Origin of the sequence: Massilia aerilata (genome assembly GCF_042656905.1) — a bacterium.
GTDB classification, from domain to species: domain Bacteria; phylum Pseudomonadota; class Gammaproteobacteria; order Burkholderiales; family Burkholderiaceae_D; genus Telluria; species Telluria aerilata.
In genome coordinates, this window is record NZ_JBHSMZ010000009.1 from 76,168 (window position 1) to 98,610 (window position 22,443).

Below are 22,443 nucleotides of genomic sequence, written 5' to 3' on the forward strand. Positions count from 1 at the left end.
CGGGTCTATTTTTATGGTGTCTTCAAGGCCCCAGCCGGACCTGGGCGCCTTCGCGCAGGTCGATCAGCTGGTGGCCGAACAGCGTGGTCTTCAGGCTTGCCACCTGCTGGCCCGCCTTGTCATAAATCGGCTGCGTCGCGCCGGCGCGCGTGTGCACGGTGCGCAACTCGTCCTCCACGGTCAGCTGCACGCGGCGCGGACGGCCATACGCATAGGCCGCGCCGGCGCCCGCCGCCAGCAGGGCCAGCGCACCGGCGATCGCGGCCAGCAGCGGGCCGGCGCCGTAGTGAACCCTCACCTCCAGCGGCAGCACCGCGGTCGAGGCCTGGATCTCGGCGGGCGGCGTGAAGATGTCGGGCAGCGGGTCGCCGGGGAACAGTTCCGCCATCCGCTCGCGGAAAGCCTGCGACAGCACCAGCGTCTGGCCGGCCAGGTGCAGTTCGATCTGCCCCGGCAGCACATAGGCGGAGCCGGCGGACTTCAGCGCCTCCATCGACCATTTGCCGGGCAGTCTGGCCACCGGCAGCTGCATGCTGGACGCCAGCGGCTCGGCCTTGCCCGGCGCCAGCTGCTTGAGCTCGTGGCGCGCCAGTTCGATGGGGCGGTTTTCGCCGGCCAGCATCGAGCGCGCACTGATGGTGGCGCCGGCGATCGTGTACGGGTAGATCGTGTTCTGCAGCTGCCACTGGATGCGGGTGGCGGGCGCCACCGCGTCCGGCTCGACGTCGGCATGCAGGCGGCCGCCCGCATCCATCGCCAGCGAGACGCCGGGCGCGCCCTCGACGCGGCGCGGCACCAGGCGCACGGTGTCGCGGTCCAGCGGTTTCAGGCGCGCCGGCGGCTCGGTGATCACGCGCTGCACGCGGCCCGAGGCCAGCAGGGCGTCGAGCGCGCGTCCGCCCTCTTTCCCGGCCGCGAACACGTAGACCATCAGGCCGTTGGCGCTGTAGTGAGCGCCCGCTACCGGCATCCGCAGCGGGAAAGCCACGGCCTTGTCGATCGCGGCGCCGCGGTGGATCAGGGCGTAGAATTCGCGGTTGCGCGCGGCGGTCGCCTGGTCGTTGTTCGGGCTGTTGCGGTTATTCGTCACCAGCCAGACCAGCCCCGGCTTGCCGGCCAGGACCTGGTTCAGGGCGGCGTCGACGGCCTCGCCGAGGTCGGTGTCGGCCAGCGCCTGGCCGTTGGGCTTGCGCGCCGTCTGCAGGCCGGCCAGCGCAGCTTCGACGTGGGCGTGGACGGTCTTCGCATCGACCTGCTCGGACAGCAGCCCCTTCGGCGAGGGCGCGCCGGGCAAGGACTGGTTGAAGGCGGCCAGCACCAGGGCGTCGCCGGGCTGCACGACATTGGCGACCAGCTCCGTCACCAGCGGCTTGAAGGCCGATTTGGGGTCGGTGTAGAAGGGCTCCATCCAGCCCGAGTTCTGCACCAGCACCACCTGCGGGATGGCGAAGGCAGGCGCGTCGAAGCCGAGCAGGCCGGCCGCGAGCACGCCGATGAGAGCGAGCGCCCGCCTCACGTCAGCTCTTCCAGGTTCCAGCCGCGGATCCGGTTCCAGTCTGGGTGGTGCAGCCACAGATGATTGGCATACACGAAGGGCAGGCACTCGAGCGGGCGCGACAGGCGTGCGATCTCGTCGAGGATGACGTTGCGCCGGCCTATCCATTCGACCGTGGTGCGGGCGATCACGCGGTCGGCCAGCGCTTCTTCGGCGCGGCCGGTGTATTTGTGGAAGCGCAGCACCAGCCCGCTGGGCTGGGCGCGGTTGTTGTTGAAGCTGCGCAGCAGCGGCAGCACCAGCGAATCGTCTTCGTTCTGGTCCTCGACGTGTTCGCCGGACCAGGGTTCGTCGACCACCGGATGGCCGCGCCGGAACAGCAGGTTGGCGAAGCCCAGGCGGGCGCCGTCGATGGGCTCGCGCTGCGGGTTCGGGACGCCGAGTTCGAGGAAGCAGTAGGACAGTCCGTCATGCCCGATCAGCCACATGCGGCCGTCGCGGCTGAGGGTCGGCCCGCCGAACTGCAGGCGCGGCAGCCAGGTGCCGGGCCAGGGCAGGAAGCGCGGCGCCTCGCCCGGGCGCCACAGCAGCTGGCCGTCGGCGTGCAGCCAGCATAACTGGCCGTCGTAGCCGATCGGCCGGCTCCAGCCGGACAGCGGCAACGCACCGCATTCGTACTGCGGCCCCGGCGCCAGGTCCGCGCCCAGCGAGGACAGCACCAGCACGCCGGCATGCCCGCGCACCAGGCAGGCCAGCTGGCGGCGCATCGCGCCCGGCGCCGCAACCATCGGCGCGGCCAGCACGGATTCGAGGCGGTAGGTCTCGTTGATCGGGTTGATCCACAGGCGGTACAGGCCTTGCGCGGTCGGCACCAGGCCGACTTCGCCGCGCCGCGGCTCGGTAACCGGCAGCCAGCCGTAGTCGGCCGCGCCGAAGCGCAGCTCGGCGGTGCCCTCTTCCGGCACCAGCACATGCCACAGTTCGCCCAGCGGATCCCAGTACTGCAGCACGCCGCGGCCCGGCGCCAGGGCCAGCAGGCGCTGCTCCGGAAAACCGTAGCCGGCGGCGATGAAGATGCATTGCGAATTCGGCGGCGGCGGCATCGCGCTGTCGAAGCGGCCGACCACCGGCGCCGCGGGACGCTCCTCGAGGCTGTCGCCGAGCGGCAGCGAGGTCACCGGCAGGCCGTGCGGCACATGGCGCGGCAGCAGCTGGTCGGCATGCGGGCCCCACCAGTCGGGCTGGCGCTGGGCCGTGCCGGCCAGGCGCGCCAGGGGCTTGCCGCAAGTCGGGCAAAAGGAGAAGCCTTCCGGATAGATGGACGAGTGCTCGCAGCCCTCGCCCTGATTGTCGGCACAAGCGCGAGGGAGCGAGGCGCCGAGCAGGTGCGCGAAGTCGGCCACCCGTCCACGCGCGTGGCTGCTCCAGTCGATCCGGCCCAGGCCTTCGCTGGCCGCCAGTTCGAACTGCCCGCTGTTCTCGTCTTCCAGCCAGACGCTGGCCGGCGTTTCCCATCTGTATGCCATTTGTCTGCCATTGCCGTTGCACTTTTGGAATCATAGCGCCAGCAATAGGCCTACGGCGCGCCGTTCACGAAAGGAGCGCAGGGCGGTGCTTCACGGATCAAATGACGGGCTGTTCCGGGGAACTTCCTGCTGCATCGACGGCCGCCACCTGGCGGATTTTCCAGGCGCCGTTCTCGAGCACCATGGACAAGACCAGCACCTGGCGCGGCCCGGCATCATCGAAGCGCGACTCGATGCCGTCGCCGAGCGTCACCAGCACGTCGGCCGCGCCCGCGCGCTGGCGCATCACGGCCGCGCGCACGCTGCGCTGCCAGGCCGGACGATAGCTGGCGGACTGGGTGAAGTAATCGCGCTGCGGCAGCTTGCCGCCCTGCAGGCGCTCGACCAGGCGCGCCGCCAGCTCCTTCGCCACATAGCGGATGAAGGTGTCGTAGCGGTCGCTGAGGGGGTCCTGGTCGGCGCTCAGGGTCTCCAGGTACCAGGCGTAGAACTCGGTGGCGACGGCGTCCGGCGCGCGTGCGCCCGCTTTCGTCTCCAGCGCTCGTGCCGGCGCGGCAAGCGCCAGCAAGAGCGCCAGCAGCAGCGGCAGCGGCAGCAAGTTAAAGATTGGAAATTTTCCTTTTAGAATCAACATGATAGACTCCCTACAGACAAACTGTGCAGCAAAGCGGAACGGCTGTCCGTGAGCTGCCGCAAGCATCGCCGCGGGCGGCCAGGCAGCCGGGAGCGAGGCTATAATGACGGGTTGCTTCCGAACGTTTCCACGCCATGACCGCCACCGAACTCCCGACCGCCGACCTGCCCGCTTCCGCCATCGCCGCCGCCACCGCGCACCTGCGCGACGTGCTCGCGATCGCGCTCGAACACGGACCGGGACGGCGCGCGCTGGTGGTCTACGACCGGCGCACGGCCCTGGCGCGGGCGCTGCTCGAGGCCTATCGGCGCAACCTGCCGGATGCGGATTTCATCGACTTCGACGGCGTGGCGCCGGACTTGGTGCTGGCGTCCTTCAAGGACTATGCGGCGGGCGACCTGGTGGTGCTGGTGCAGTCGACCAACTTCCGCCTCGACGGCTTCCGCCTGCGCGTCGAGTTGTTCAAGCTGGGCCTGAAGGTGATCGAGCACGTGCACCTGTCGCGCATGCCGGGCGCGCAGGGCGACCACTACATCGAGGCGCTGGCCTACGATCCGCAGTACTTCCGCGGCGTCGGGCATGCCTTGAAGGCGCGCATCGACACGGCGCAGCGTGCCGAGGTGCATGGCGGCGGCGAGGTCCTGGTCTTCGATTCGGCGCTGGAATCGGCCAAGCTGAACGTCGGCGACTACAGTGCGATGAACAACGTCGGCGGCCAGTTCCCGATCGGCGAAGTGTTCACCGAAGCGCGCGACCTGGAAGCCGTCAGCGGCCGCGCCCAGGTCCACGTGTTCGGCGATACGTCCTATCTGGTGAACCGCCCGGCATCGCCGGTCACGCTGGTGATCGAGCGCGGCCGCGTGGTCGATACCGAGAACGCGACGCCCGAATTCCAGCAGGTGCTGGACATCATCCGCCGCGACGAGGGCGAGGTCTGGGTGCGCGAACTGGGCTTCGGCATGAACCGCGCCTTTACGCGCGAACGCCGCGTCGACGACATCGGCACCTACGAGCGCATGTGCGGCATCCACCTGTCGCTGGGCGCCAAGCATGGCGTGTATGCGAAGCCGGGCTTCAAGCGCAAGGATGCGCGTTACCACATCGATGTGTTCGTGGTGACCGATGCGGTATATCTCGATGAAGAGCGGGTGTATGCCGACGGCGCCTGGACCGTGGCGGCGTCGTAGAATAGCGCGGTCATTCAACGGAGCTCTACACAATGCTGACCCAGGAACAGCGCGACCGGTATCAACGCGACGGCTACATCGTCATCCCGAATTTCAAGGCGCCCGAAGATCTCGCGCGCCTGCGCTTGCGTGCTGAGGAAATCGTCGAGGCCTTCGACCCGGCCGAGTCGCGCGCCGTCTTCACCACGCGCGACCAGGAAAGCGCCAGCGATGCCTGGTTCCTCGGCTCGGACAACACGGTGCGCTGCTTCTTCGAAGAGGAAGCCTTCGACGAGCACGGCCAACTCAAGCAGGCCAAGGCCCTGTCGATCAACAAGATCGGCCACGCCATGCACGACCTCGACCCGGTCTTCGAAGCCTTCACCCGCGATGCGAAGCTGGCGGCGGTGGCGCGCGACCTGGGCCTCGAACGGCCGCAGGTCTGGCAGTCGATGTACATCTTCAAGCAGCCCGGCATCGGCGGCGAAGTGCGCTGGCACCAGGACGCGACCTTCTTCGATTCGACACCGATCAGCGTGACCACCTTCTGGTTCGCGCTGGAAGACGCGACCGTCGACAACGGCTGCCTGTGGGTGGAACCGGGCGGCCATCGCGGACCGCTGCGCGAGCGCTTCCTGCGCGACGGCGATCGCATCAGCATGGAAAAACTGGATGCCACGCCCTGGCCGGATGACTCGACCGCGGTGCCGCTGGAAGCGAAGGCGGGCAGCCTGGTGTGCTTCCATGGGCTGCTGCCGCATTACAGCGCGCCGAACCGTTCAGCGGTGTCGCGGCATGCGTTCACGCTGCACGTGACGGATGCGCGCACCGCCTACTCGGCGCGCAACTGGATCCAGCGCGACGCGCGTTTGCCGGTGCGCGGCTTCGACTGACATACTATTTATATGCGGCACGCATGATCCAGGCGAAACCGGGGCCTGGTAAGGCTGTGATATAAGGTCAGACCGATCACCCGCCCGCAGCCATGAAACCCGCCTTCTTCGCCATCGTTGGGGCCCAGTTCTTTTCATCGCTGGCCGACAGCGCGCTGTTCATCCTGTGCGTGTCGCTGGTCACGACCCTGGCTTTTCCGGAATGGATGACGCCGATGCTGAAGATGGGCTTCGTGCTCTCGTACATCCTGCTGGCCCCGTTCGCCGGCGCCTTCGTCGACATGTTTCCGAAGGGCCGTGTGATGCTGGTGACGAACACGATCAAGATGTTCGGCTGCTCGCTGATCCTGGCCAAGGCCAACCCCCTGCTCGCCTATGGCATCGTCGGCTTCGGCGCTTCGGGCTACTCGCCGGCCAAGTACGGGATCCTGGCCGAAGTCCTGCCGGCCCGGCGCCTGGTGGCGGCCAATGGCTGGATCGAGGGGACCACCGTGGTCGCGACGATCCTCGGCACGATCCTCGGCGGGCTCATTTCCGCCAACCAGCACACCATCGCCTGGCTGCTGACGATGGCGCCCGCTTATCCCGGCATCGCCGGAACGCCGCTGCGCGCGGCGGTGGCCGTGATCGTGCTGACCTATTTCATCGCCGGGGTGCTGAACCTGTGCGTGGTGAACGCCGGCGCCCGCCATGCGAAGGCGCGCCGCTCCCTGCCCTCGCTGCTGCTGGACTTCTACCGCTGCAATTCGACGCTGTGGCGCGACCGCGAGGGCCGGGTCTCGCTGGGCGTGACCTCGCTGTTCTGGGGCGCCGGCATGGTGCTGCAGATCCTGCTGCTGGCCTGGGCCCAGTCGGCGCTCAGCCTCGGCCTGGACAAGGCGGCGGCGCTGCAGGGCGTGTTCGCGCTCGGGGTCGTGATCGGCGCCGCGATCGCCGGCAAGACGGTGCCGCTGGTGCGCTCGATGTCGGTGATGCCGGTCGGGATCGTGCTGGGCGTCGCCTTGTGCGCGATGGTGTTCGTGCACACGGTGCAGGCCGCGCTGCCCCTGCTGCTGGCAATCGGCGGGCTGGCCGGCCTGTTCGTGGTGCCGATGAACGCGATTTTGCAGCACCGCGGCCACAGCCTGATGAGCGCCGGGCAATCGATCGCGGTGCAGAATTTCAATGAGAACCTGGCCATCCTGGCGATGACGGCCAGCTATGCGATGGCGCTGCAGGTAAAACTGGCAATGAACACGGTGCTGATACTGATTGGCCTCCTCATTGCCCTCGCCATGCTCTATTTGCGCGCGGTGGCGAATACATCGCAACATGCATGAGCTTTGCCAATAGTTGACATCGATATATTAGGTTTGCCTATAATAAATTATCGTCAACTCATGCATATGGAGGCAGCCATGGCCGTCATCTCCCTGGTGATCCAGGTTCTTGGATTCATCCTTCTTGTGGCCGGTTTCCGCGGCGCCAATCGCAACTTGATGCTCGGCGCTGCACTGCTGCTCTGGTTTGGCGCTGGATCGGAAGAACTCGCCCATGGATTCATGGACGGGATGCACGGCGGCCAGCGCGTGGCCCAGACCAGCCAAGGCTGAGGCCGGCTATACAGTAGTATCCAAAACGCCACATTCGCGAATTTTGGTGCTTTGTAACAAGCTTGTTACAAATCAAGCGAACAATTGCTTTAGAGGGAAGACTAGAATATTTTCTTTCTTTCAACCTCTAAAGCAGGGTAAATATGATACGTTTGCCGATCGGCTTGGCGGCTCTATGCCTCACCATGTCAGCAATTGCAGCGGAACCTTTCGACGACAAATTCCGCCAGCTCGACGAACTGCTCCCCACCCCGACCACGATCCGCACCGCCTCCGGCGCGCCGGGTCACGCCTACTGGCAGCAGCGCGCCGATTATTCGATCCGCGCCACGCTGGACGAGGCGAACCGTTCGATCAGTGGCGCCGAGACGATCACGTATCACAACAATTCCCCTGACACGCTGACCTACCTGTGGGTCCAGCTCGACCAGAACATCTACAAGCCGAATTCGGATTCGCGCACCGGCGCCACGATCCGCTCGCGCGACGCCTGGGACAAGCCGCGCGGCCCGGACGACGGCATGAAGTTCGACCAGATGCAGAGCCTGATGACCGCCCGTACTTTCGACGGCGGCTTCAACATCAAGTCGGTCAAGGACGGCAGCGGCGCCCCGCTCCACTACGTCATCAACCGCACGATGATGCGCATCGACCTGCCGCAGCCGCTCAAGTCCGGCGCCAAGGTCTCGTTCGCGATCGAATGGAGCTACAACATCAACGAGCAGAAGGTGCTCGGCGGCCGCTCGGGCTACGAGAAATTCGACGACAAGAACGACCTGTTCGAAGTCGCCCAGTGGTTCCCGCGCATGGCGGCCTACTACGACGTGATGGGCTGGCAGCACAAGCAGTTCCTGGGCACCGGCGAGTTCACGCTGGAGTTCGGCGACTACGACGTGGCCGTGACCGTCCCGGCCGACCACATCGTGGCCTCCACCGGCGAGCTGCAGAATCCGGGCGACGTGCTGAGCGCGGCCCAGCGCCAGCGCCTCGAGCAGGCCCGCACCGCCAAGCAGCCGGTGGTCATCGTGACCCAGGCCGAAGCGGAAGCCAAGGAAAAGACCCGCGCCAGCGGCAGCAAGACCTGGCGCTTCCGCGCGAAGAACGTGCGCGACTTCGCCTGGGCCTCGTCCCGCAAGTTCATCTGGGACGCCCAGGGCTTCAAGAAGGACGCGACCAATGTGATGGCGATGTCCTACTACCCGAAGGAAGGCAACCCGCTGTGGGAGAAGTATTCGACCCAGGCCATCATCCACACCATCGACCAGTACAACAAGTACTCCTTCGACTACCCGTATCCGGTCGCGATTTCCGTGAACGGCCCGGTGGGCGGCATGGAATACCCGATGATTTCGTTTAACGGCCCGCGCCCGACCAAGGACAAGAAGACCGGCGAGCTGACTTATTCGAAGCGCACCAAGTACGGCCTGATCGGCGTCGTGATCCACGAAGTGGGCCACAACTACTTCCCGATGATCGTCAACTCGGACGAGCGCCAGTGGACCTGGATGGACGAAGGCCTCAACAGCTTCGTGCAGTACCTGGCCGAGCAGGCCTGGGAAGAGAATTACCCGCAGTCGCGCGGCGAGCCGCGTTCGATCGTGGACTACATGAAGAGCGCTGGCCAGCAGCCGATCATGACCAACTCCGAGTCGATCACGGCGCTGGGTGCGAACGCCTACGCCAAGCCGACCGCCGCCCTGAACGTGCTGCGCGAAACGGTGCTGGGCCGCGAGCTGTTCGACTTCGCGTTCCGCGAATACGCGCGCCGCTGGAAATTCAAGCGCCCGACCCCGTCGGACTTCTTCCGCACCATGGAAGATGCGTCGGGCACGGACCTCGACTGGTTCTGGCGCGGCTGGTTCTACACCACCGACCACGTCGATGTGAGCGTGGACGGCATCAGCGAGTACACCGTCGGCACCAAGGACCCGGAAATCGAAAAGGCGTGGAAGCGCGCGCAGAAGGATGCGGAGCCGGTCTCGATCACCGACCAGCGCAACAAGGGCACGCTGCCGCGCCGCCTGGATGCGCACCCGGAACTGAAGGACTTCTACAACGAGCACGACGAGTTCACGGTCACCAACAAGGACCGCAACAAGTACAACGAAGCTGTCGAAGGCCTGGAGGATTGGGAAAAGGCGCTGCTCAAGGATGGCAAGCACCTCTACCTGGTCGATTTCACGAACAAGGGCGGCCTGGTCACCCCGCTGGTGCTGGAGATCACCCTGGCCAGCGGCAAGAAATACATCGAGCGCGTGCCGGCCGAAGTGTGGCGCTATTCGCCGAAGAAGATCACGAAGCTGATCATCACCGACGAGACCATGACCAGCCTGGTCCAGGACCCGTACTGGGAAACCGCCGACACCGACCAGAGCGACAACGCCTGGCCGCGCAAGGCAACCCCGTCGCGCCTGGAACTGTTCAAGTCCCAGCGCGGTGGCGGCGACGACATGATGAAAGACTTCAACGAGAAGCTGAAGACCAAGGAGTCCAAGGAGTCGAAAGACGACAAGGGCGCCAAGGACGCCAAGCCGGAAGTGAAGGCCGCCGCCGACCAGGGCGCCGCAGCCAAGTAGGGTGGGCACCCCGTGCCCACGCGGGACGTTTGCACAACGCAAACGCCCGCGTGGGCATTTCGCATTTTTGGACCGCAAAAACATACATATAAATAGAACGACATGAACCTCAAGCGCCTGCCCGCCAGTCTCGCCGCCCTCACCCTGATCGCCGCCGTTACCGGCTCCGCCTTCGCCCAGCAATTCGACGACAAGTTCCGCCAGCTCGACGAGCTGCTGCCCACGCCCACCGGCACCCGCACCGCCTCGGGCGCGCCGGGCCACGCCTATTGGCAGCAGCGCGCCGACTACAAGATCCGCGCCAGGCTCGACGAAGCGAAGCATGCGATCACCGGCAGCGAGACCGTCACCTACCACAACAACTCGCCGGACACGCTGAACTACCTGTGGCTGCAGCTGGACCAGAACCTGTTCAAGCCGAACTCGAACGGGCGCACCTCGGCGACGGTGGTCTCGCGCGACGCCTGGGCCCGGGCGACCCCGGAGACGGGCGTGAAGTTCGACGGCATGCGCACCATGCTGGAATCGCGCCTGTTCGACGGCGGTTTCAACATCACGGCGGTGAAGGATGCCGGCGGCGCGCCGCTCCACTACGTCATCAACGGCACCATGATGCGGATCGACCTGCCGCAGCCGATGAAGCCGGGCGCGAAGCTGTCCTTCTCGGTCGACTGGCACTACAACATCAACAACCAGAAGATCGTGCACGGCCGCTCCGGCTACGAAGGCTTCGACGACAAGAACGAGCTGTTCGCGATCGCCCAGTGGTTCCCGCGCATGGCGGCCTACTACGACGCCCACGGCTGGCAGCACAAGCAGTTCCTCGGCGCCGGCGAGTTCACGCTGGAATTCGGCGACTACGACGTCGAGCTGACCGTCCCGTCCGACCACATCGTGGCCGCCACCGGCGAGCTGCAGAACCCCGGCGATGTGCTGAGCGCGGCCCAGCGCCAGCGCCTCGACCAGGCCCGCAGCGCGAAGCAGCCGGTGCTGATCGTGACCCAAGCCGAGGCGGAAGCCAAGGAAAAGACCCACGCCGACACCAGCAAGACCTGGCGCTTCCGCGCGAAGAACGTGCGCGACTTCGCCTTCGCCTCGAGCCGCAAGTTCATCTGGGATGCGCAAGGCTACAAGAAGGATGGCACGGACGCGCTGGCGATGTCCTTCTATCCGAAGGAAGGCAATCCACTGTGGGGCCGGTACTCGACCCAGGCCGTGGTGCACACCCTCGACCAGTACAGCAAGTACTCCTTCGACTACCCCTACCCGGTCGCCATTTCCGTCAACTTCGACGTCGGCGGCGGCATGGAATACCCGATGATCTCGTTTAACGGCCCGCGTCCGAGCAAGGACAAGAAGACCGGCGAGATCAGCTACTCGAAGAGCACCAAGTACGGCCTGATCGGCGTGGTGATCCACGAGGTCGGCCACAACTACTTCCCGATGGTCGTCAACTCGGACGAGCGCCAGTGGACCTGGATGGACGAGGGCCTGAACAGCTTCCTCGAGTTCCTGGCCGAAGAAGCCTGGGAAGAGAAATTCCCGGTCCAGTGGGGCGAGTCGCGCCTGATCGCGAGCTACATGAAGAGCCAGAACCAGGTGCCGATCATGACCAACTCGGAATCGATCGTCCAGTTCCTCAACAACGCCTATGCCAAGCCGGCCACCGCGCTGAACGTGCTGCGCGAGACAGTGCTGGGCCGCGAACTGTTCGACTTCGCGTTCAAGGAGTACGCACGCCGCTGGAAGTTCAAGCGCCCGACCCCGGCCGACTTCTTCCGCACCATGGAAGACGCGTCGGGCACGGACCTCGACTGGTTCTGGCGCGGCTGGTTCTACACCACCGACTACGTGGACGTCAGCATCGACGGCATCAGCGAGTACACGGTGGGGAGCAAGGATCCGGAAATCGAGAAGGCCTGGAAGCGTGCGCAAAAGGCCGGCGAGCCGGTCTCGATCACCGACCGGCGCAACAAGGGCACGCTGCCGCGCCGCCTCGATGCGCATCCAGAGCTGAAGGACTTCTACAACGAACACGACGAGTTCACGGTCACGAACAAGGACCGCAACAAGTACAACGAAGCCGTGGAAGGCCTGGAGGATTGGGAAAAGGCGCTGCTCAAGGAAGGCAAGCACCTCTACCTGGTCGACTTCAGCAACAAGGGCGGCCTGGTGACGCCGCTGATCCTCGAGATCACCCTCGCCAGCGGCAAGAAGTATGTCGAGCGCGTGCCCGCCGAAATCTGGCGCTACAACCCGAAGAAGATCACGAAACTGATCATCACCGACGAGCCGATGACCAGCCTGGTCGAAGACCCGTACTGGGAGACCGCCGACACCGACCAGAGCGACAACGCCTGGCCGCGCAAGGCGACCCCGACGCGCCTGGAGCTGTTCAAGTCCCAGCGCGGCGGTGGCGACGACATGATGAAGGACTTCAACGAAAAGCTGAAGACCAAGGACGAGAAAGCCAAGGACGAAGAGAAGCCGATCGCCAAGTAAGCCAAGTAACCGTAGGGTGGGCACGCCGTGCCCACGCATCGATTAACGCACATGGTGGGCACGGGGTGTCCACCCTACAACATGAAACATCTCGCTACTCTGACCCTGATCGCCGCCATCACCGGCACCGCCTACGCCCAGCAATTCGACGACAAGTTCCGCCAGCTCGACGAGCTGCTGCCCACGCCCACCGACACCCGCACCGCTTCGGGCGCGCCGGGCCACGCCTACTGGCAGCAGCGCGCCGACTACAAGATCCGCGCGCAGCTGGATGAAGCGAAGCGCGCCATCACCGGCAGCGAGACCGTCACCTACCACAACAATTCGCCGGACACGCTGAACTACCTGTGGGTCCAGCTGGACCAGAACATGTTCCGCGCCGACTCGGACAACCGCATGATCTCGAGCTACCCCTCGCGCGAGGCATGGCGCACGGCGGGCGCCGGCGGCCAGACAGGCCTGCAGTACGAGGCGGCGCGCTTCCTGGTCGAGAGCCGCAAGTTCGACGGCGGCTTCAAGGTCGCCAGCGTCACCGGCACGGACGGCAAGCCCCTGCGCTACGTGATCAACAAGACCATGATGCGCATCGACCTCGAACAGCCGCTCAAGCCGGGCGCGCGCGTCTCCTTCAATATGTCGTGGTCCTTCAATGTGCCTGAGACGAATGTGCTGGGCCGCCGCATGGGCTACGAGCGTTTCGACAAAGAGGACAAGAACGACCTGTTCGAGATCGCCCAGTTCCATCCGCGCATGGCCGCCTATTACGACGCCCACGGCTGGCAGAACACGCAGTACCGCGGCGACGGCGAATTCACGCTGGAGTTCGGCGACTACGATGTCGAGATCACGGTGCCGTCCGATCACATCGTCGCCGCCACCGGCGAGCTGCAGAACGAAGGCGAGGTCCTCACCGCCGCCCAGCGCGAGCGCCTGAAGCAGGCCCGCACCGCGAAGCAGCCGGTCGTCATCGCCAGCCAGGCGGACGCCGAAGCGCGCGAAAAAGGCCGCGCCTCCACCACGAAAACCTGGCGCTTCAAGGCTAAGAACGTGCGCGACTTCGCCTGGGCCACCAGCCGCAAGTTCATCTGGGATGCGCAGGGCTTCAAGAAGGGCGAGACCGACGTGCTGGCCATGTCCTACTACCCGAAGGAAGGCAATCCGCTGTGGGAGAAGTACTCGACCCAGGCCATCATCCACACCATCGACCAGTACAACAAGTATTCCTTCGACTATCCATATCCGGTGGCGATTTCCGTGAACGGCCCGGTGGGCGGCATGGAGTACCCGATGATCTCCTTCAACGGCGGCCGCCCGACCAAGGACAAGAAGACCGGCGAGCTGACCTACTCGCGCAGCACCAAGTATGGCCTGATCAGCGTGATCATCCACGAGGTCGGCCACAACTACTTCCCGATGATCGTCAACTCGGACGAGCGCCAGTGGACCTGGATGGACGAGGGCCTCAACTCCTTCATGGAATTCCTGGCCGAGACCGCGTGGGAAGAAAACTACCCGGCCCGCCGCGGCGAAGCGCGCAACATCACCGACTACATGAAGAGCCGCAACCAGGTGCCGATCATGACCGGCTCCGAATCCGTCACCCAGCGCGGCAACAACGCCTATGCCAAGCCGGCCACCGCGCTGAACATCCTGCGCGAGACGGTGCTGGGCCGCGAACTGTTCGACTTCGCCTTCAAGGAATACGCACAGCGCTGGAAGTTCAAGCGCCCGACCCCGGCCGACTTCTTCCGCACCATGGAAGACGCCTCCGGCACGGACCTCGACTGGTTCTGGCGCGGCTGGTTCTACACCACCGACGCGGTGGATGTGAGCGTGGACGGCATCAGCGAGTACACGGTCGGGACCAAGGATCCGGAACTCGAGAAGGCATGGAAGCGTGCGCAAAAGGCCGGCGAGCCGGTCTCGATCACCGACCAGCGCAACAAGGGCACGCTGCCGCGCCGCCTGGACGCCCATCCGGAGCTGAAGGACTTCTACAACGAACACGACGAGTTCACGGTCACCAACAAGGACCGCAACAAGTACAATGAGACCGTGGATGGCCTGGAAGACTGGGAAAAGGCGCTGCTGAAGGAAGGCAAGCATCTCTACCTGGTCGACTTCACCAACAAGGGCGGGCTGGTGACGCCGCTGATCCTCGAGATCACCCTCGCCAGCGGCAAGAAGTATATCGAGCGCGTGCCGGCCGAAGTCTGGCGCTACAACCCGAAGAAGATCACGAAACTGATCATCACCGACGAACCGATGAGCAGCCTGGTGCAGGACCCGTACTGGGAGACCGCCGACGTCGACCAGAGCGACAACGCCTGGCCGCGCAAGCCGGCGCAATCGCGCCTGGAACTGTTCAAGAGCCAGCGCCCATCGGATGACATGATGAAAGACTACAGCGAAAAGCTGAAGACGAAAGAGCCGAAGAAGGACAGCAAGGAAGCCGTGAAGGCCGAAGAATAAAATGAAACTGAAACGCTTCATCGTACAGTACACAGTCGCCGCCGCTCTGGCCGGCGCCTGCGCGCTGGCGCCGGCGCCGCTGCTGGCCCATAACTTCCACGCCGGGATCACCGACATCAGCTACAACGAGCGGTCCGGCAGCCTCGAGGTCGTGCACACCTACATGGCGCACGACGTCGAGGCCCTGCTGACCAATCTGTACCAGCGCCAGTTCGACCTGTCCGATCCGGACGACCAGGCCGTGTTCCGCAAGGTCGTCGAAAAGCAGTTCTGGCTGGCGGACAAGGACCAGCGCCGCCTGCCCCTGAACTGGGTCGGCATGACGGCCGATGCCCAGAGCGTCACGATCTACCAGGAAGCGCCGCAGACGCCGGCCGCGAAGGTCGAGATCATCCACGACGCGGTGCTGACCGACTTCATGCCCGACCAGCTCAACACCGTGAACCTGACGGTGGCCGGCAGCCTGCGCACCTTCGGCTTCAGCAGCAAGCAATCCGAGTTCTCGGTACACTGAATATGCGTCTCCGACTCCTGCCCTGCGCCCTGGCCGCGCTGTCCGCCCACACCCTTGCCCACGCCGATGACCCGGTGATCCAGCGCGTGCTGGTCGAGGGCGCGCGCGCCAGCCAGCTCGGCATCGCCGATTCCGCGAACGCCGGCAGCGTGAGCCAGAAGGAACTGGAGATGCGCACCATCTACCGTCCCGGCGAACTGCTGGAGGCGGCGCCCGGCCTGATCGCCAGCCAGCACAGCGGCGAAGGCAAGGCCAACCAGTTCTACCTGCGCGGCTTCAACCTCGACCACGGCACCGATCTCGCCACCTATGTCGACGACATGCCGGTCAACCAGCGCTCGCACGCCCACGGCCAGGGCTGGACCGACCTGAACTTCCTGATCCCGGAACTGACCGCCCGCCTCGACTACCGCAAGGGGCCCTACTCGGCGCGCGAAGGCGACTTTGCCTCGGCCGGCAGCGCATCGATTACCTACGCCAGCCGCCTGGTGCGCGACGTGGCGACCCTCAGCGTGGGCCAGAACGGCTATGCGCGCACGGCGCTGGCGGCCTCGAAGGATGCGCTTGGGGGCGCCCTCACCTATGCGCTGGAACTGCTGCACAACGACGGCCCCTACACCCGCCCTGACGATTACCAGAAGCTGAACGGCGTGCTGCGCTACAGCCGCGGCTATGCCAACAACGGCTGGAGCGTGACGGCGATGGCCTACCACGGCCGCTGGAATGCCACCGACCAGATCCCCGAGCGCGCGGTCGACGACGGGCGCGTCAAGCGCTTCGGCCTGGTCGACGATACCGACGGCGGCGAGGCGCGCCGCTATAGCCTGTCCGGCGTGTGGCGCCAGACCACGGCCGATTCGGCCTCGAAGGTGAATGCCTACCTCATCCGCAACCAGCTGGACCTGTGGTCGAACTTCACCTACTTCATGGACGACCCGGTGCACGGCGACCAGTTCGCCCAGCCGGACCGCCGCGTCACCAGCGGCGTCAACGCCCTGCATACCTGGCACGCGCACCGCGGCGATACCCTTAGCGCCGACATCAGCGTGGGCCTGCAGGCGCAGAACGACAATATCTTCAACGCCCTGGCGCACACCGAGGCGCGGCAAACCCTGGGCCTCACGCGCCAGGACCATGTCGTCGAGACCAGCCGCGCGGCCTGGATCGAGAGCGCGACGCGCTGGGGGGATTTTGTCCGCAGCACCCTCGGCCTGCGCGCCGACGGCTACCGCTTCCGTGTGCGGAGCGAGCTGACAGGCACGACGGCCAGCGCCGGCGACACCCTGCTCAGCCCTTCGCTGAACCTGGCGTTCGGCCCCTGGCAGAGCAGCGAGATCTACCTGAACTATGGCCAGGGCTTCCACAGCAACGACGCGCGCGGCGCTGTCACCAGTGTCGAACCTCTGGTGCGTTCGCGCGGCATGGAGATCGGCCTGCGCACGGAAGCGATTCCCAAGAATCAAACCGCGCTGTCGCTGTACCGCCTGGATTTCGATTCGGAGCTGACCTATGTCGGCGACGCAGGCAATACCGAGGCCGGCGCGCCCAGCCGCCGCATCGGCATCGAGTTCTCGAACTACTACAAGCCCGTGAAGTGGCTGTCGATCGACTTCGACGCCGCCTTCGCGCACGCCCGCTCGCGCGAGGTGGAGGCCGGCCAGGAGCACATCCCTGGCGCCGTCGAGGGCGTGGGCCAGCTGGCGATCACCGCCAGCCAGCTTGGCAAGGACGGCGCCTGGGAAGGCGCGCTGCGCCTGCGCTACTTCGGCCCGCGCCCGCTGGTCGAGGACAACAGCGTGCGCTCGCACGCCAGCACCACCCTGAACGGTCGCATCGGCTACCGGTTTGCGAAGGACCTGCGGCTGGAGCTGGAAGGCTTCAACCTGGCCAACAAGCGCGTCTCGAGCATCGACTACTACTATGCCTCGCAGCTGAAGGGCGAAGCGGAGCCCCATGAGGACATCCACTTCCACCCGCTCGAATCGCGCTCCTTCCGCCTTACCCTCATCAAGAATTGGTGACGAAAACCTGCTACGCTAGCGGGATGACTACCTCGCAACCACCCTATTCCGACCCGTCGCGCATCGTCGAAGCGCTGCGCACGGACGGTTATGTCCTGCTGCGTCCGCAAGACGTGGCCAGCCTCGCCGGCTGCTCCCTCGACGACCTGCAGGCCCTGGCGCCGAGCTGGGACCGCCTGGAACTCGACAACTACCTGAAGGACGGCGGCCGCTACCGGCGCCGGCGCCACGCCTGCTTCGTCGACGACGGCGCGGCGCTGGTCCAGAGCCCGCACCGTGCGCACTGGCAGCCGGTCGAGTACAACGCCCTGCACGGCGGCATGCACCGCCTGTTCGTGCCGATCGAAGCGGCCACGATCGAGCAGCCTGCCTGGAAGCGCCTGCTGCGTTCCCTGAGTGCGGTTTGCACCGCGGTGAAGGGTCCGCAGCCCTGGTATGTCGAGGCGCACCAGTTCCGCATCGATACCGCCGACGGCATCGGCCGTCCGACGCCGGAAGGCGCGCACCGCGACGGCGTCGACTTCGTGGCCGTGATCCTGATCGGGCGCGAGGGCATCAAGGGCGGCGAGACCCGCGTGTTCGAAGCCGACGGCCCGAAGGGGCAGCGCTTCACCATGCTCGAACCCTGGACCATGCTGCTGCTCGACGACGCCGCCGTGATCCACGAGTCGACGCCGATCCAGCCGCTGGCTGAGCATGGGCATCGGGATACGCTGGTGCTGACCTGGCGCGCGGGTGCGTTCCAGGGGGATGAGGCCGAGCCGGCCGGCGCTTGAACAAAAAAAAACCCGCTACCTTGCGGAGCGGGCGGAATCCAGGTTTCGGAGAAAACTGGAGGAGACGGTTCAACTATAGCGCCATTTATTGTGCAGCGCAATACAGTAGAACTACGATAGCCTCAAGGCCTCGCCCCAGAGTGGGACCGCTCCTACAGTCACCTCAGACAAGCTTGAAAGACGGACCTTTTTGCGGCATTGCGGGAAAGACCTGCCCGAGCTGCTTGTCGTTCAAAAGTAAATGTCGTTCGGCCACCTGCGCCAGCACCGAACGGAAATCGGTTGTGACCGGCAAATCCCGCCCTTCATTCAGGGCGGCGTCTTCCAGGCCTTGCCAGTCGCCGTAGACGCGGCCGCCGTTGACCTTCCCGCCCAGTACCCACATCGCATTCCCGTGCCCATGGTCGGTGCCGCCGGTGCCGTTCTCGCGCGCGGTGCGGCCGAACTCCGACATCACGACGATCACGGTATCGTCGAACAGGCTGCCGAGGCGCTCGGCCAGCACCGTCAGGCCCTGCCCCAGCGGCGCCAGGCGATTCGCCAGCTGGCCGGTGCCGGCGCCCTGGCCGACGTGGGTGTCCCAGCCGCCCAGCGCCACGAAAGCCATCTGGATCTTCGGGTCGTTGCGCATCAGGGTGGCCAGGCGCGCCGCATCGTCGGGGAAGCCGTTGGGCAGCGGCGCGCCGCGGTCGGCGGCCTGCATCTGCGGGGTTTCGGCGGCGGCCATCATCACTTCGCGGTGCGCCTTACGGCCATCGTCGTAGGCGCGGCCGAAGCGCGGGTGGTTCGCGTACAGCTGGTCGAAGGCGGCGCCGATCGCCGGGCGGTCGAGGATGTCGGCCTTGGTGCCCGATGCCACGTTCGGCAGGTTGACCGCCGCCGCCTGGCCGGCCAGGATGCGCGGCATGACCGGACCGATGCCCAGCAGGCGGCTGGGCGTGGTGGTGCCCGGCAGGGTCGCGACCAGGCGGTTCATCCAGCCGTCCGGCGTGTTCTTGCGGCCCGGCGTGGCCGATTCCATATAGTCCTGGGCGTCGAAGTGCGAGCGGGTGCCGTCGGGCGAGCCGCTGGCGTGCACGAAGGCCAGCTTCTTCTGCTGCCACAGCGGCTGCAGGCTGGCCAGCGCCGGGTGCAGGCCGAAGTAGCCGTCCAGGTCCAGCGCGCCGTTCTCCATGCCCGGCGCGCCCAGGCCGATGCCGGGACGAAGGCGCAGGTAGTTCTCGTCGCCCACCGGCGCCACCACGTTCAAACCGTCGACGGCGCCGCGCAGCATCACCACCACCAGCTTCTTGCGGGTCGGGCTCTCGCCGGTCCCGGTCGCCGCCCAGGCGTGGGAGCCCAGCGGCAGCACGATGCCGGCGCCCAGCGCCAGCGTATTCAGGAAGTCCCTGCGTTTCATGGTTGTCTCCTTAGTGCTGCATGAAGTCCGGGCTGCCCAGGACCATCGCGGCGCGCAGGTTGTCGGGATGGCGTGCGATGCTGTCCAGGGTCGCGGGCGACAACACGCCGGCCAGCGTGGCCTGCAGGCGCGTCGGATCGATGGGGACCGGCGGTGCGGGCGCCGTCGGTGGCGGCGGCATGAACATCGCCGGCGAGGCGTCGCTGCCGGCCAGGTTCTGCATCATCGGCGCCGGCGGCGGCGCGAGCACCGGCCTGGTCGCCAGCGGCAGCCGGCCCTGGGCCAGCGAGGTCGCGAAGGCGATGCGGCGGGTCAGCGCATCCGGATTGAGCCAGGCCTCCTGGGTGTTCTTGTAGCCGTCCGGGGTCTGGCAGCCGTACAGCGGCATGCCGAGCTGGCTCATGGTGTTCACCAGCGGGCCCACGTTCGCCAGCGGCGCGCTGCTGGCGCGCGCGGCCGACACCACGAACTGGTAAGGCGTCTTGAACTTGGCCCCGAGCGCGGCATCATCCATGAACTCGGGGCTGGAGAACATCGTCTTCAGCACGGTGCGGATGTCGCCCCGGCTGGCCAGCCAGGCCTGGGCCATGCGCTCGACCAAGCCAGGGGGCGGCACATCGCTGACGAAGTACTGCGCCAGCTGGAAGCTGAGGTGGCGCGCGGTGGCCGGGTGCATGGCCAGCACGTCGAGCGCGTACTCGCCCTCGGCCTGGCCGGATGGCGCGATCTCGTGGCCGAGCCAGGTCTTGGTCCCCTTGTCGTGGCGGCCGGCGTCGAAGCGGAAGGTCTCGTCCTGGCGCACCAGGCGGCGCTGGTCGAAGGTCCAGCCGGTCAGCATGCGCGCAAGCTCGGTCACGTCGCGCTGGCTGTAGCCGCCGTCCACGCCCAGCGTGTGCAGTTCCATCAGCTCGCGCGCATAGTTCTCGTTCAGGCCTTGCGCCCTGCCCCTGGCGTTCGGCCGCGGCGTCGAGGACACCACGTTGTCGAGGTAGAACAGCATCGCGGGGTGCTTGGCGGTGGCGCCCAGCAGTTCGCGGAAGGAGCCCAGCACATGCGGGCGGATGGCGTCGCGCTCGTAGCTGGCAACCAGCGCGCGATCGACGCCCTTGCCGGCGAAGACATTGAAATGGTTGTACCAGAAATCGACCATCACCTCTTCGAGCTGGCGCGGGCTCTCGACCGCGCGCACCAGGCGCGCCTCGGCTTCTTCGCGCGTGGCGCGGCCCTGCTCGATGCGGCGGCGCTGCTTGGCACCCTCCTCTTCGTTGCGCACTTCCTTGCGCAGCTCGATGTAGTCGCCGAGGGCCGTGCCGGCGCTGCGCTTGACCGTCTCCAGCGCGTCCAGGCGCGCGCTCAACTCAGCCGGCATGGGAATGGTCTCGGGATGCAGCTGCTCGTCGATGTAGCGCTGCACGCCCATGCGCTGGACCCGCTCGACGCCGCCGGGGCGCGGCCCGAAGGCGAGGCGGTTCAGCACGTGCACGGCCTGCTGGTCGGCGGGCAGCGGCGCGGCGTGCAGCGCGGGCGCGGCGGCCGACGCCGCGGCAAGGAGTGCTAATAGAAGACGCTTGGTCATGAACGGACGCTCCGATGGGTTATCGCACACAAGCATAAGATACAGTGTAGCCAGCGGGATGTCTTTTCAGGCGTAAAGATTTGTAAAGCCGGATCAGTACATACGAGGCGTCGGCAAGGCATGCATTTTTGTTACACTCGCAGGATGATGACCCGACCCCGCCCCCACATCCTGATCCCGCTCGCCGTGCTCGCAGCCCTGGCCGGCGCCTTCGCCACCAGCCGCGCTGCCGACGACAAGAAGGCCGCCGCCCCGCGCCCGGCCCTCACCGTGACCACGGCGCGTCCAGCCACCACGCGTCTGCCGCTGCGCCTGGACGCCAACGGCAACGTCGCCGCCTGGCAGGAAGCGGTCATCGGCAGCGAATCGAACGGCCTGCGCCTGCGCGAAGTGCGGGTCAACGTCGGCGACATCGTCAAGAAAGGCGAAGTGCTGGCCGTGTTCGATGCCGACGTCGTCAACGCCGACCTGGCCCAGGGCCGCGCCGCGCTGCAGGAAGCGGAGGCGAATGCCGCCGCCGCCCAGGCCGACGCCCAGCGCGCCCGCGCGCTGAAAAGCTCGGGCGCCATGAGCGAGCAGCAGGTCACCCAGTACATCACCGCCGAGCGCACCGCCGCGGCGCGGGTGGCCGCCGCGCGCGCCAGCCTGTCGCAGCAGCAGCTGCGCCTGAAGTACACGCAGGTGGTGGCGCCCGACAGCGGCATCATCTCGGCCCGCAACGCCACCGTGGGCGCGGTCGCGGGCGTGGGTGCGGAGCTGTTCCGCATGATCCGCCAGGGCCGGCTGGAATGGCGCGCTGAGGTCACCGCCGCCGAGCTACCGCGCATGAAGCCGGGCCTGAAGGCCGAGGTCAAGGCCGCCAGCGGCGCCACGATCAAGGGCACGGTGCGCACCGTGGCCCCGACCGTCGACCCGCAAAGCCGCGTCGCCCTGGTCTACGTCGACCTGCCGCCGAGCCTGTCGTCGAACGCGCCGCTGAAGGCCGGGATGTTCGCCGGCGGCTCCTTTAATCTGGGCGAGTCGGGCGCGCTGACGGTGCCGCAGCAGGCGGTCGTGGTGCGCGACGGCTTCGCCTACGTGTTCCGCCTGAACCAGGACAACCGCGTCAGCCAGGTCAAGGTGACGACCGGCCGGCGCCTCGGCGACCGCGTCGAAATCGTGGCCGGCCTGCCGCCGGATGCGCTGGTGGTGACCAGCGGCGCCGGCTTCCTGAACGACGGCGATCTGGTACGTAATGTGCCGACTGCGGTGCCGTCCGCGCCGGCAGCGCCGGCCACGGTCGCCAAGCGCTGAAGGGGCAG

Annotated in this window: 16 protein-coding genes; 11 read left to right on the plus strand and 5 right to left on the minus strand. The window is 66.4% G+C overall.

Going from position 1 to position 22,443, the window contains the following annotated elements; genetic code table 11:
- Positions 1–22 precede the first annotated feature (22 nt).
- From ACFPO9_RS14155 to ACFPO9_RS14165, 3 genes are all read right to left on the minus strand, one after another.
- Positions 23–1,516, minus strand: a complete 1,494-nt coding sequence (locus ACFPO9_RS14155; protein ID WP_379771759.1) for a hypothetical protein — start codon at positions 1,514–1,516, stop codon at positions 23–25.
- A complete protein-coding gene (locus tag ACFPO9_RS14160) occupies positions 1,513–3,021 on the minus strand; it encodes a hypothetical protein (RefSeq protein ID WP_379771760.1) in 1,509 nt (502 codons plus the stop codon). Before ACFPO9_RS14160 ends, ACFPO9_RS14155 begins: the two co-directional genes overlap by 4 nt.
- Before the next feature lie 97 nt (positions 3,022–3,118).
- Complete coding sequence (locus ACFPO9_RS14165) at positions 3,119–3,655, minus strand: DUF3828 domain-containing protein (protein ID WP_379771762.1); 537 nt, start codon at positions 3,653–3,655, stop codon at positions 3,119–3,121.
- Between the two features lie 134 nt (positions 3,656–3,789).
- On the opposite strand from ACFPO9_RS14165, the gene ACFPO9_RS14170 reads away from it, so the two are divergent.
- The 10 genes from ACFPO9_RS14170 (at position 3,790) to ACFPO9_RS14215 (ending at position 18,167) form a co-directional block, all read left to right on the plus strand.
- Positions 3,790–4,842, plus strand: coding sequence for a M29 family metallopeptidase (locus tag ACFPO9_RS14170; protein WP_379771763.1), 1,053 nt, complete (start codon positions 3,790–3,792; stop codon positions 4,840–4,842).
- A gap of 32 nt (positions 4,843–4,874) precedes the next feature.
- Entirely contained in the window at positions 4,875–5,714 is an 840-nt protein-coding gene (locus ACFPO9_RS14175; RefSeq protein WP_379771764.1) for a phytanoyl-CoA dioxygenase family protein, read from the plus strand.
- A 92-nt stretch (positions 5,715–5,806) separates the two neighbouring features.
- Complete coding sequence (lplT, locus tag ACFPO9_RS14180; protein ID WP_379771765.1) at positions 5,807–7,033, plus strand: lysophospholipid transporter LplT; 1,227 nt, start codon at positions 5,807–5,809, stop codon at positions 7,031–7,033.
- Between the two features lie 78 nt (positions 7,034–7,111).
- Positions 7,112–7,306, plus strand: a complete 195-nt coding sequence (locus tag ACFPO9_RS14185; protein ID WP_379771766.1) for a hypothetical protein — start codon at positions 7,112–7,114, stop codon at positions 7,304–7,306.
- Between the two features lie 185 nt (positions 7,307–7,491).
- Positions 7,492–9,882 carry a M1 family metallopeptidase gene (locus ACFPO9_RS14190; RefSeq protein WP_379771768.1) on the plus strand — a complete coding sequence of 797 codons (2,391 nt, stop codon included), beginning with the start codon at positions 7,492–7,494 and terminating at the stop codon, positions 9,880–9,882.
- 102 nt (positions 9,883–9,984) lie between these two features.
- A complete protein-coding gene (locus ACFPO9_RS14195; protein WP_379771769.1) occupies positions 9,985–12,384 on the plus strand; it encodes a M1 family metallopeptidase in 2,400 nt (799 codons plus the stop codon).
- An 81-nt stretch (positions 12,385–12,465) separates the two neighbouring features.
- Positions 12,466–14,856 carry a M1 family metallopeptidase gene (locus tag ACFPO9_RS14200; RefSeq protein WP_379771770.1) on the plus strand — a complete coding sequence of 797 codons (2,391 nt, stop codon included), beginning with the start codon at positions 12,466–12,468 and terminating at the stop codon, positions 14,854–14,856.
- A 1-nt stretch (position 14,857) separates the two neighbouring features.
- Positions 14,858–15,370, plus strand: a complete 513-nt coding sequence (locus tag ACFPO9_RS14205; protein WP_379771771.1) for a DUF6702 family protein — start codon at positions 14,858–14,860, stop codon at positions 15,368–15,370.
- A gap of 2 nt (positions 15,371–15,372) precedes the next feature.
- Positions 15,373–17,391, plus strand: coding sequence for a TonB-dependent receptor (locus tag ACFPO9_RS14210; protein ID WP_379771772.1), 2,019 nt, complete (start codon positions 15,373–15,375; stop codon positions 17,389–17,391).
- 23 nt (positions 17,392–17,414) lie between these two features.
- Positions 17,415–18,167, plus strand: a complete 753-nt coding sequence (locus ACFPO9_RS14215; RefSeq protein WP_379771773.1) for a 2OG-Fe dioxygenase family protein — start codon at positions 17,415–17,417, stop codon at positions 18,165–18,167.
- Between the two features lie 163 nt (positions 18,168–18,330).
- Here ACFPO9_RS14215 and ACFPO9_RS14220 read toward each other — a convergent pair whose 3' ends face one another.
- Both ACFPO9_RS14220 and ACFPO9_RS14225 read right to left on the minus strand, forming a co-directional pair.
- On the minus strand, positions 18,331–19,566 hold the full coding sequence (locus ACFPO9_RS14220; RefSeq protein ID WP_379771774.1) for a DUF1501 domain-containing protein: 1,236 nt from the start codon (positions 19,564–19,566) through the stop codon (positions 18,331–18,333).
- Between the two features lie 10 nt (positions 19,567–19,576).
- Positions 19,577–21,142, minus strand: coding sequence for a DUF1800 domain-containing protein (locus ACFPO9_RS14225; RefSeq protein ID WP_379771775.1), 1,566 nt, complete (start codon positions 21,140–21,142; stop codon positions 19,577–19,579).
- Between the two features lie 147 nt (positions 21,143–21,289).
- Here ACFPO9_RS14225 and ACFPO9_RS14230 point away from each other — a divergent pair, with 147 nt between their 5' ends.
- Positions 21,290–22,435 carry an efflux RND transporter periplasmic adaptor subunit gene (locus ACFPO9_RS14230; RefSeq protein WP_379771776.1) on the plus strand — a complete coding sequence of 382 codons (1,146 nt, stop codon included), beginning with the start codon at positions 21,290–21,292 and terminating at the stop codon, positions 22,433–22,435.
- Positions 22,436–22,443 lie beyond the last annotated feature (8 nt).

Bases quoted from the DNA above. Each gene is read 5' to 3' on its own strand.
- ACFPO9_RS14160 (WP_379771760.1), bottom strand. From the start codon at position 3,021: ATGGCATACAGATGGGAAACGCCGGCCAGCGTCTGGCTGGAAGACGAG.
- ACFPO9_RS14165 (WP_379771762.1), bottom strand. From the start codon at position 3,655: ATGTTGATTCTAAAAGGAAAATTTCCAATCTTTAACTTGCTGCCGCTG.
- ACFPO9_RS14170 (WP_379771763.1), top strand. From the start codon at position 3,790: ATGACCGCCACCGAACTCCCGACCGCCGACCTGCCCGCTTCCGCCATC.
- ACFPO9_RS14175 (WP_379771764.1), top strand. From the start codon at position 4,875: ATGCTGACCCAGGAACAGCGCGACCGGTATCAACGCGACGGCTACATC.
- lplT (WP_379771765.1), top strand. From the start codon at position 5,807: ATGAAACCCGCCTTCTTCGCCATCGTTGGGGCCCAGTTCTTTTCATCG.
- ACFPO9_RS14185 (WP_379771766.1), top strand. From the start codon at position 7,112: ATGGCCGTCATCTCCCTGGTGATCCAGGTTCTTGGATTCATCCTTCTT.
- ACFPO9_RS14190 (WP_379771768.1), top strand. From the start codon at position 7,492: ATGTCAGCAATTGCAGCGGAACCTTTCGACGACAAATTCCGCCAGCTC.
- ACFPO9_RS14195 (WP_379771769.1), top strand. From the start codon at position 9,985: ATGAACCTCAAGCGCCTGCCCGCCAGTCTCGCCGCCCTCACCCTGATC.
- ACFPO9_RS14200 (WP_379771770.1), top strand. From the start codon at position 12,466: ATGAAACATCTCGCTACTCTGACCCTGATCGCCGCCATCACCGGCACC.
- ACFPO9_RS14205 (WP_379771771.1), top strand. From the start codon at position 14,858: ATGAAACTGAAACGCTTCATCGTACAGTACACAGTCGCCGCCGCTCTG.
- ACFPO9_RS14210 (WP_379771772.1), top strand. From the start codon at position 15,373: ATGCGTCTCCGACTCCTGCCCTGCGCCCTGGCCGCGCTGTCCGCCCAC.
- ACFPO9_RS14215 (WP_379771773.1), top strand. From the start codon at position 17,415: ATGACTACCTCGCAACCACCCTATTCCGACCCGTCGCGCATCGTCGAA.
- ACFPO9_RS14220 (WP_379771774.1), bottom strand. From the start codon at position 19,566: ATGAAACGCAGGGACTTCCTGAATACGCTGGCGCTGGGCGCCGGCATC.
- ACFPO9_RS14225 (WP_379771775.1), bottom strand. From the start codon at position 21,142: ATGACCAAGCGTCTTCTATTAGCACTCCTTGCCGCGGCGTCGGCCGCC.
- ACFPO9_RS14230 (WP_379771776.1), top strand. From the start codon at position 21,290: ATGACCCGACCCCGCCCCCACATCCTGATCCCGCTCGCCGTGCTCGCA.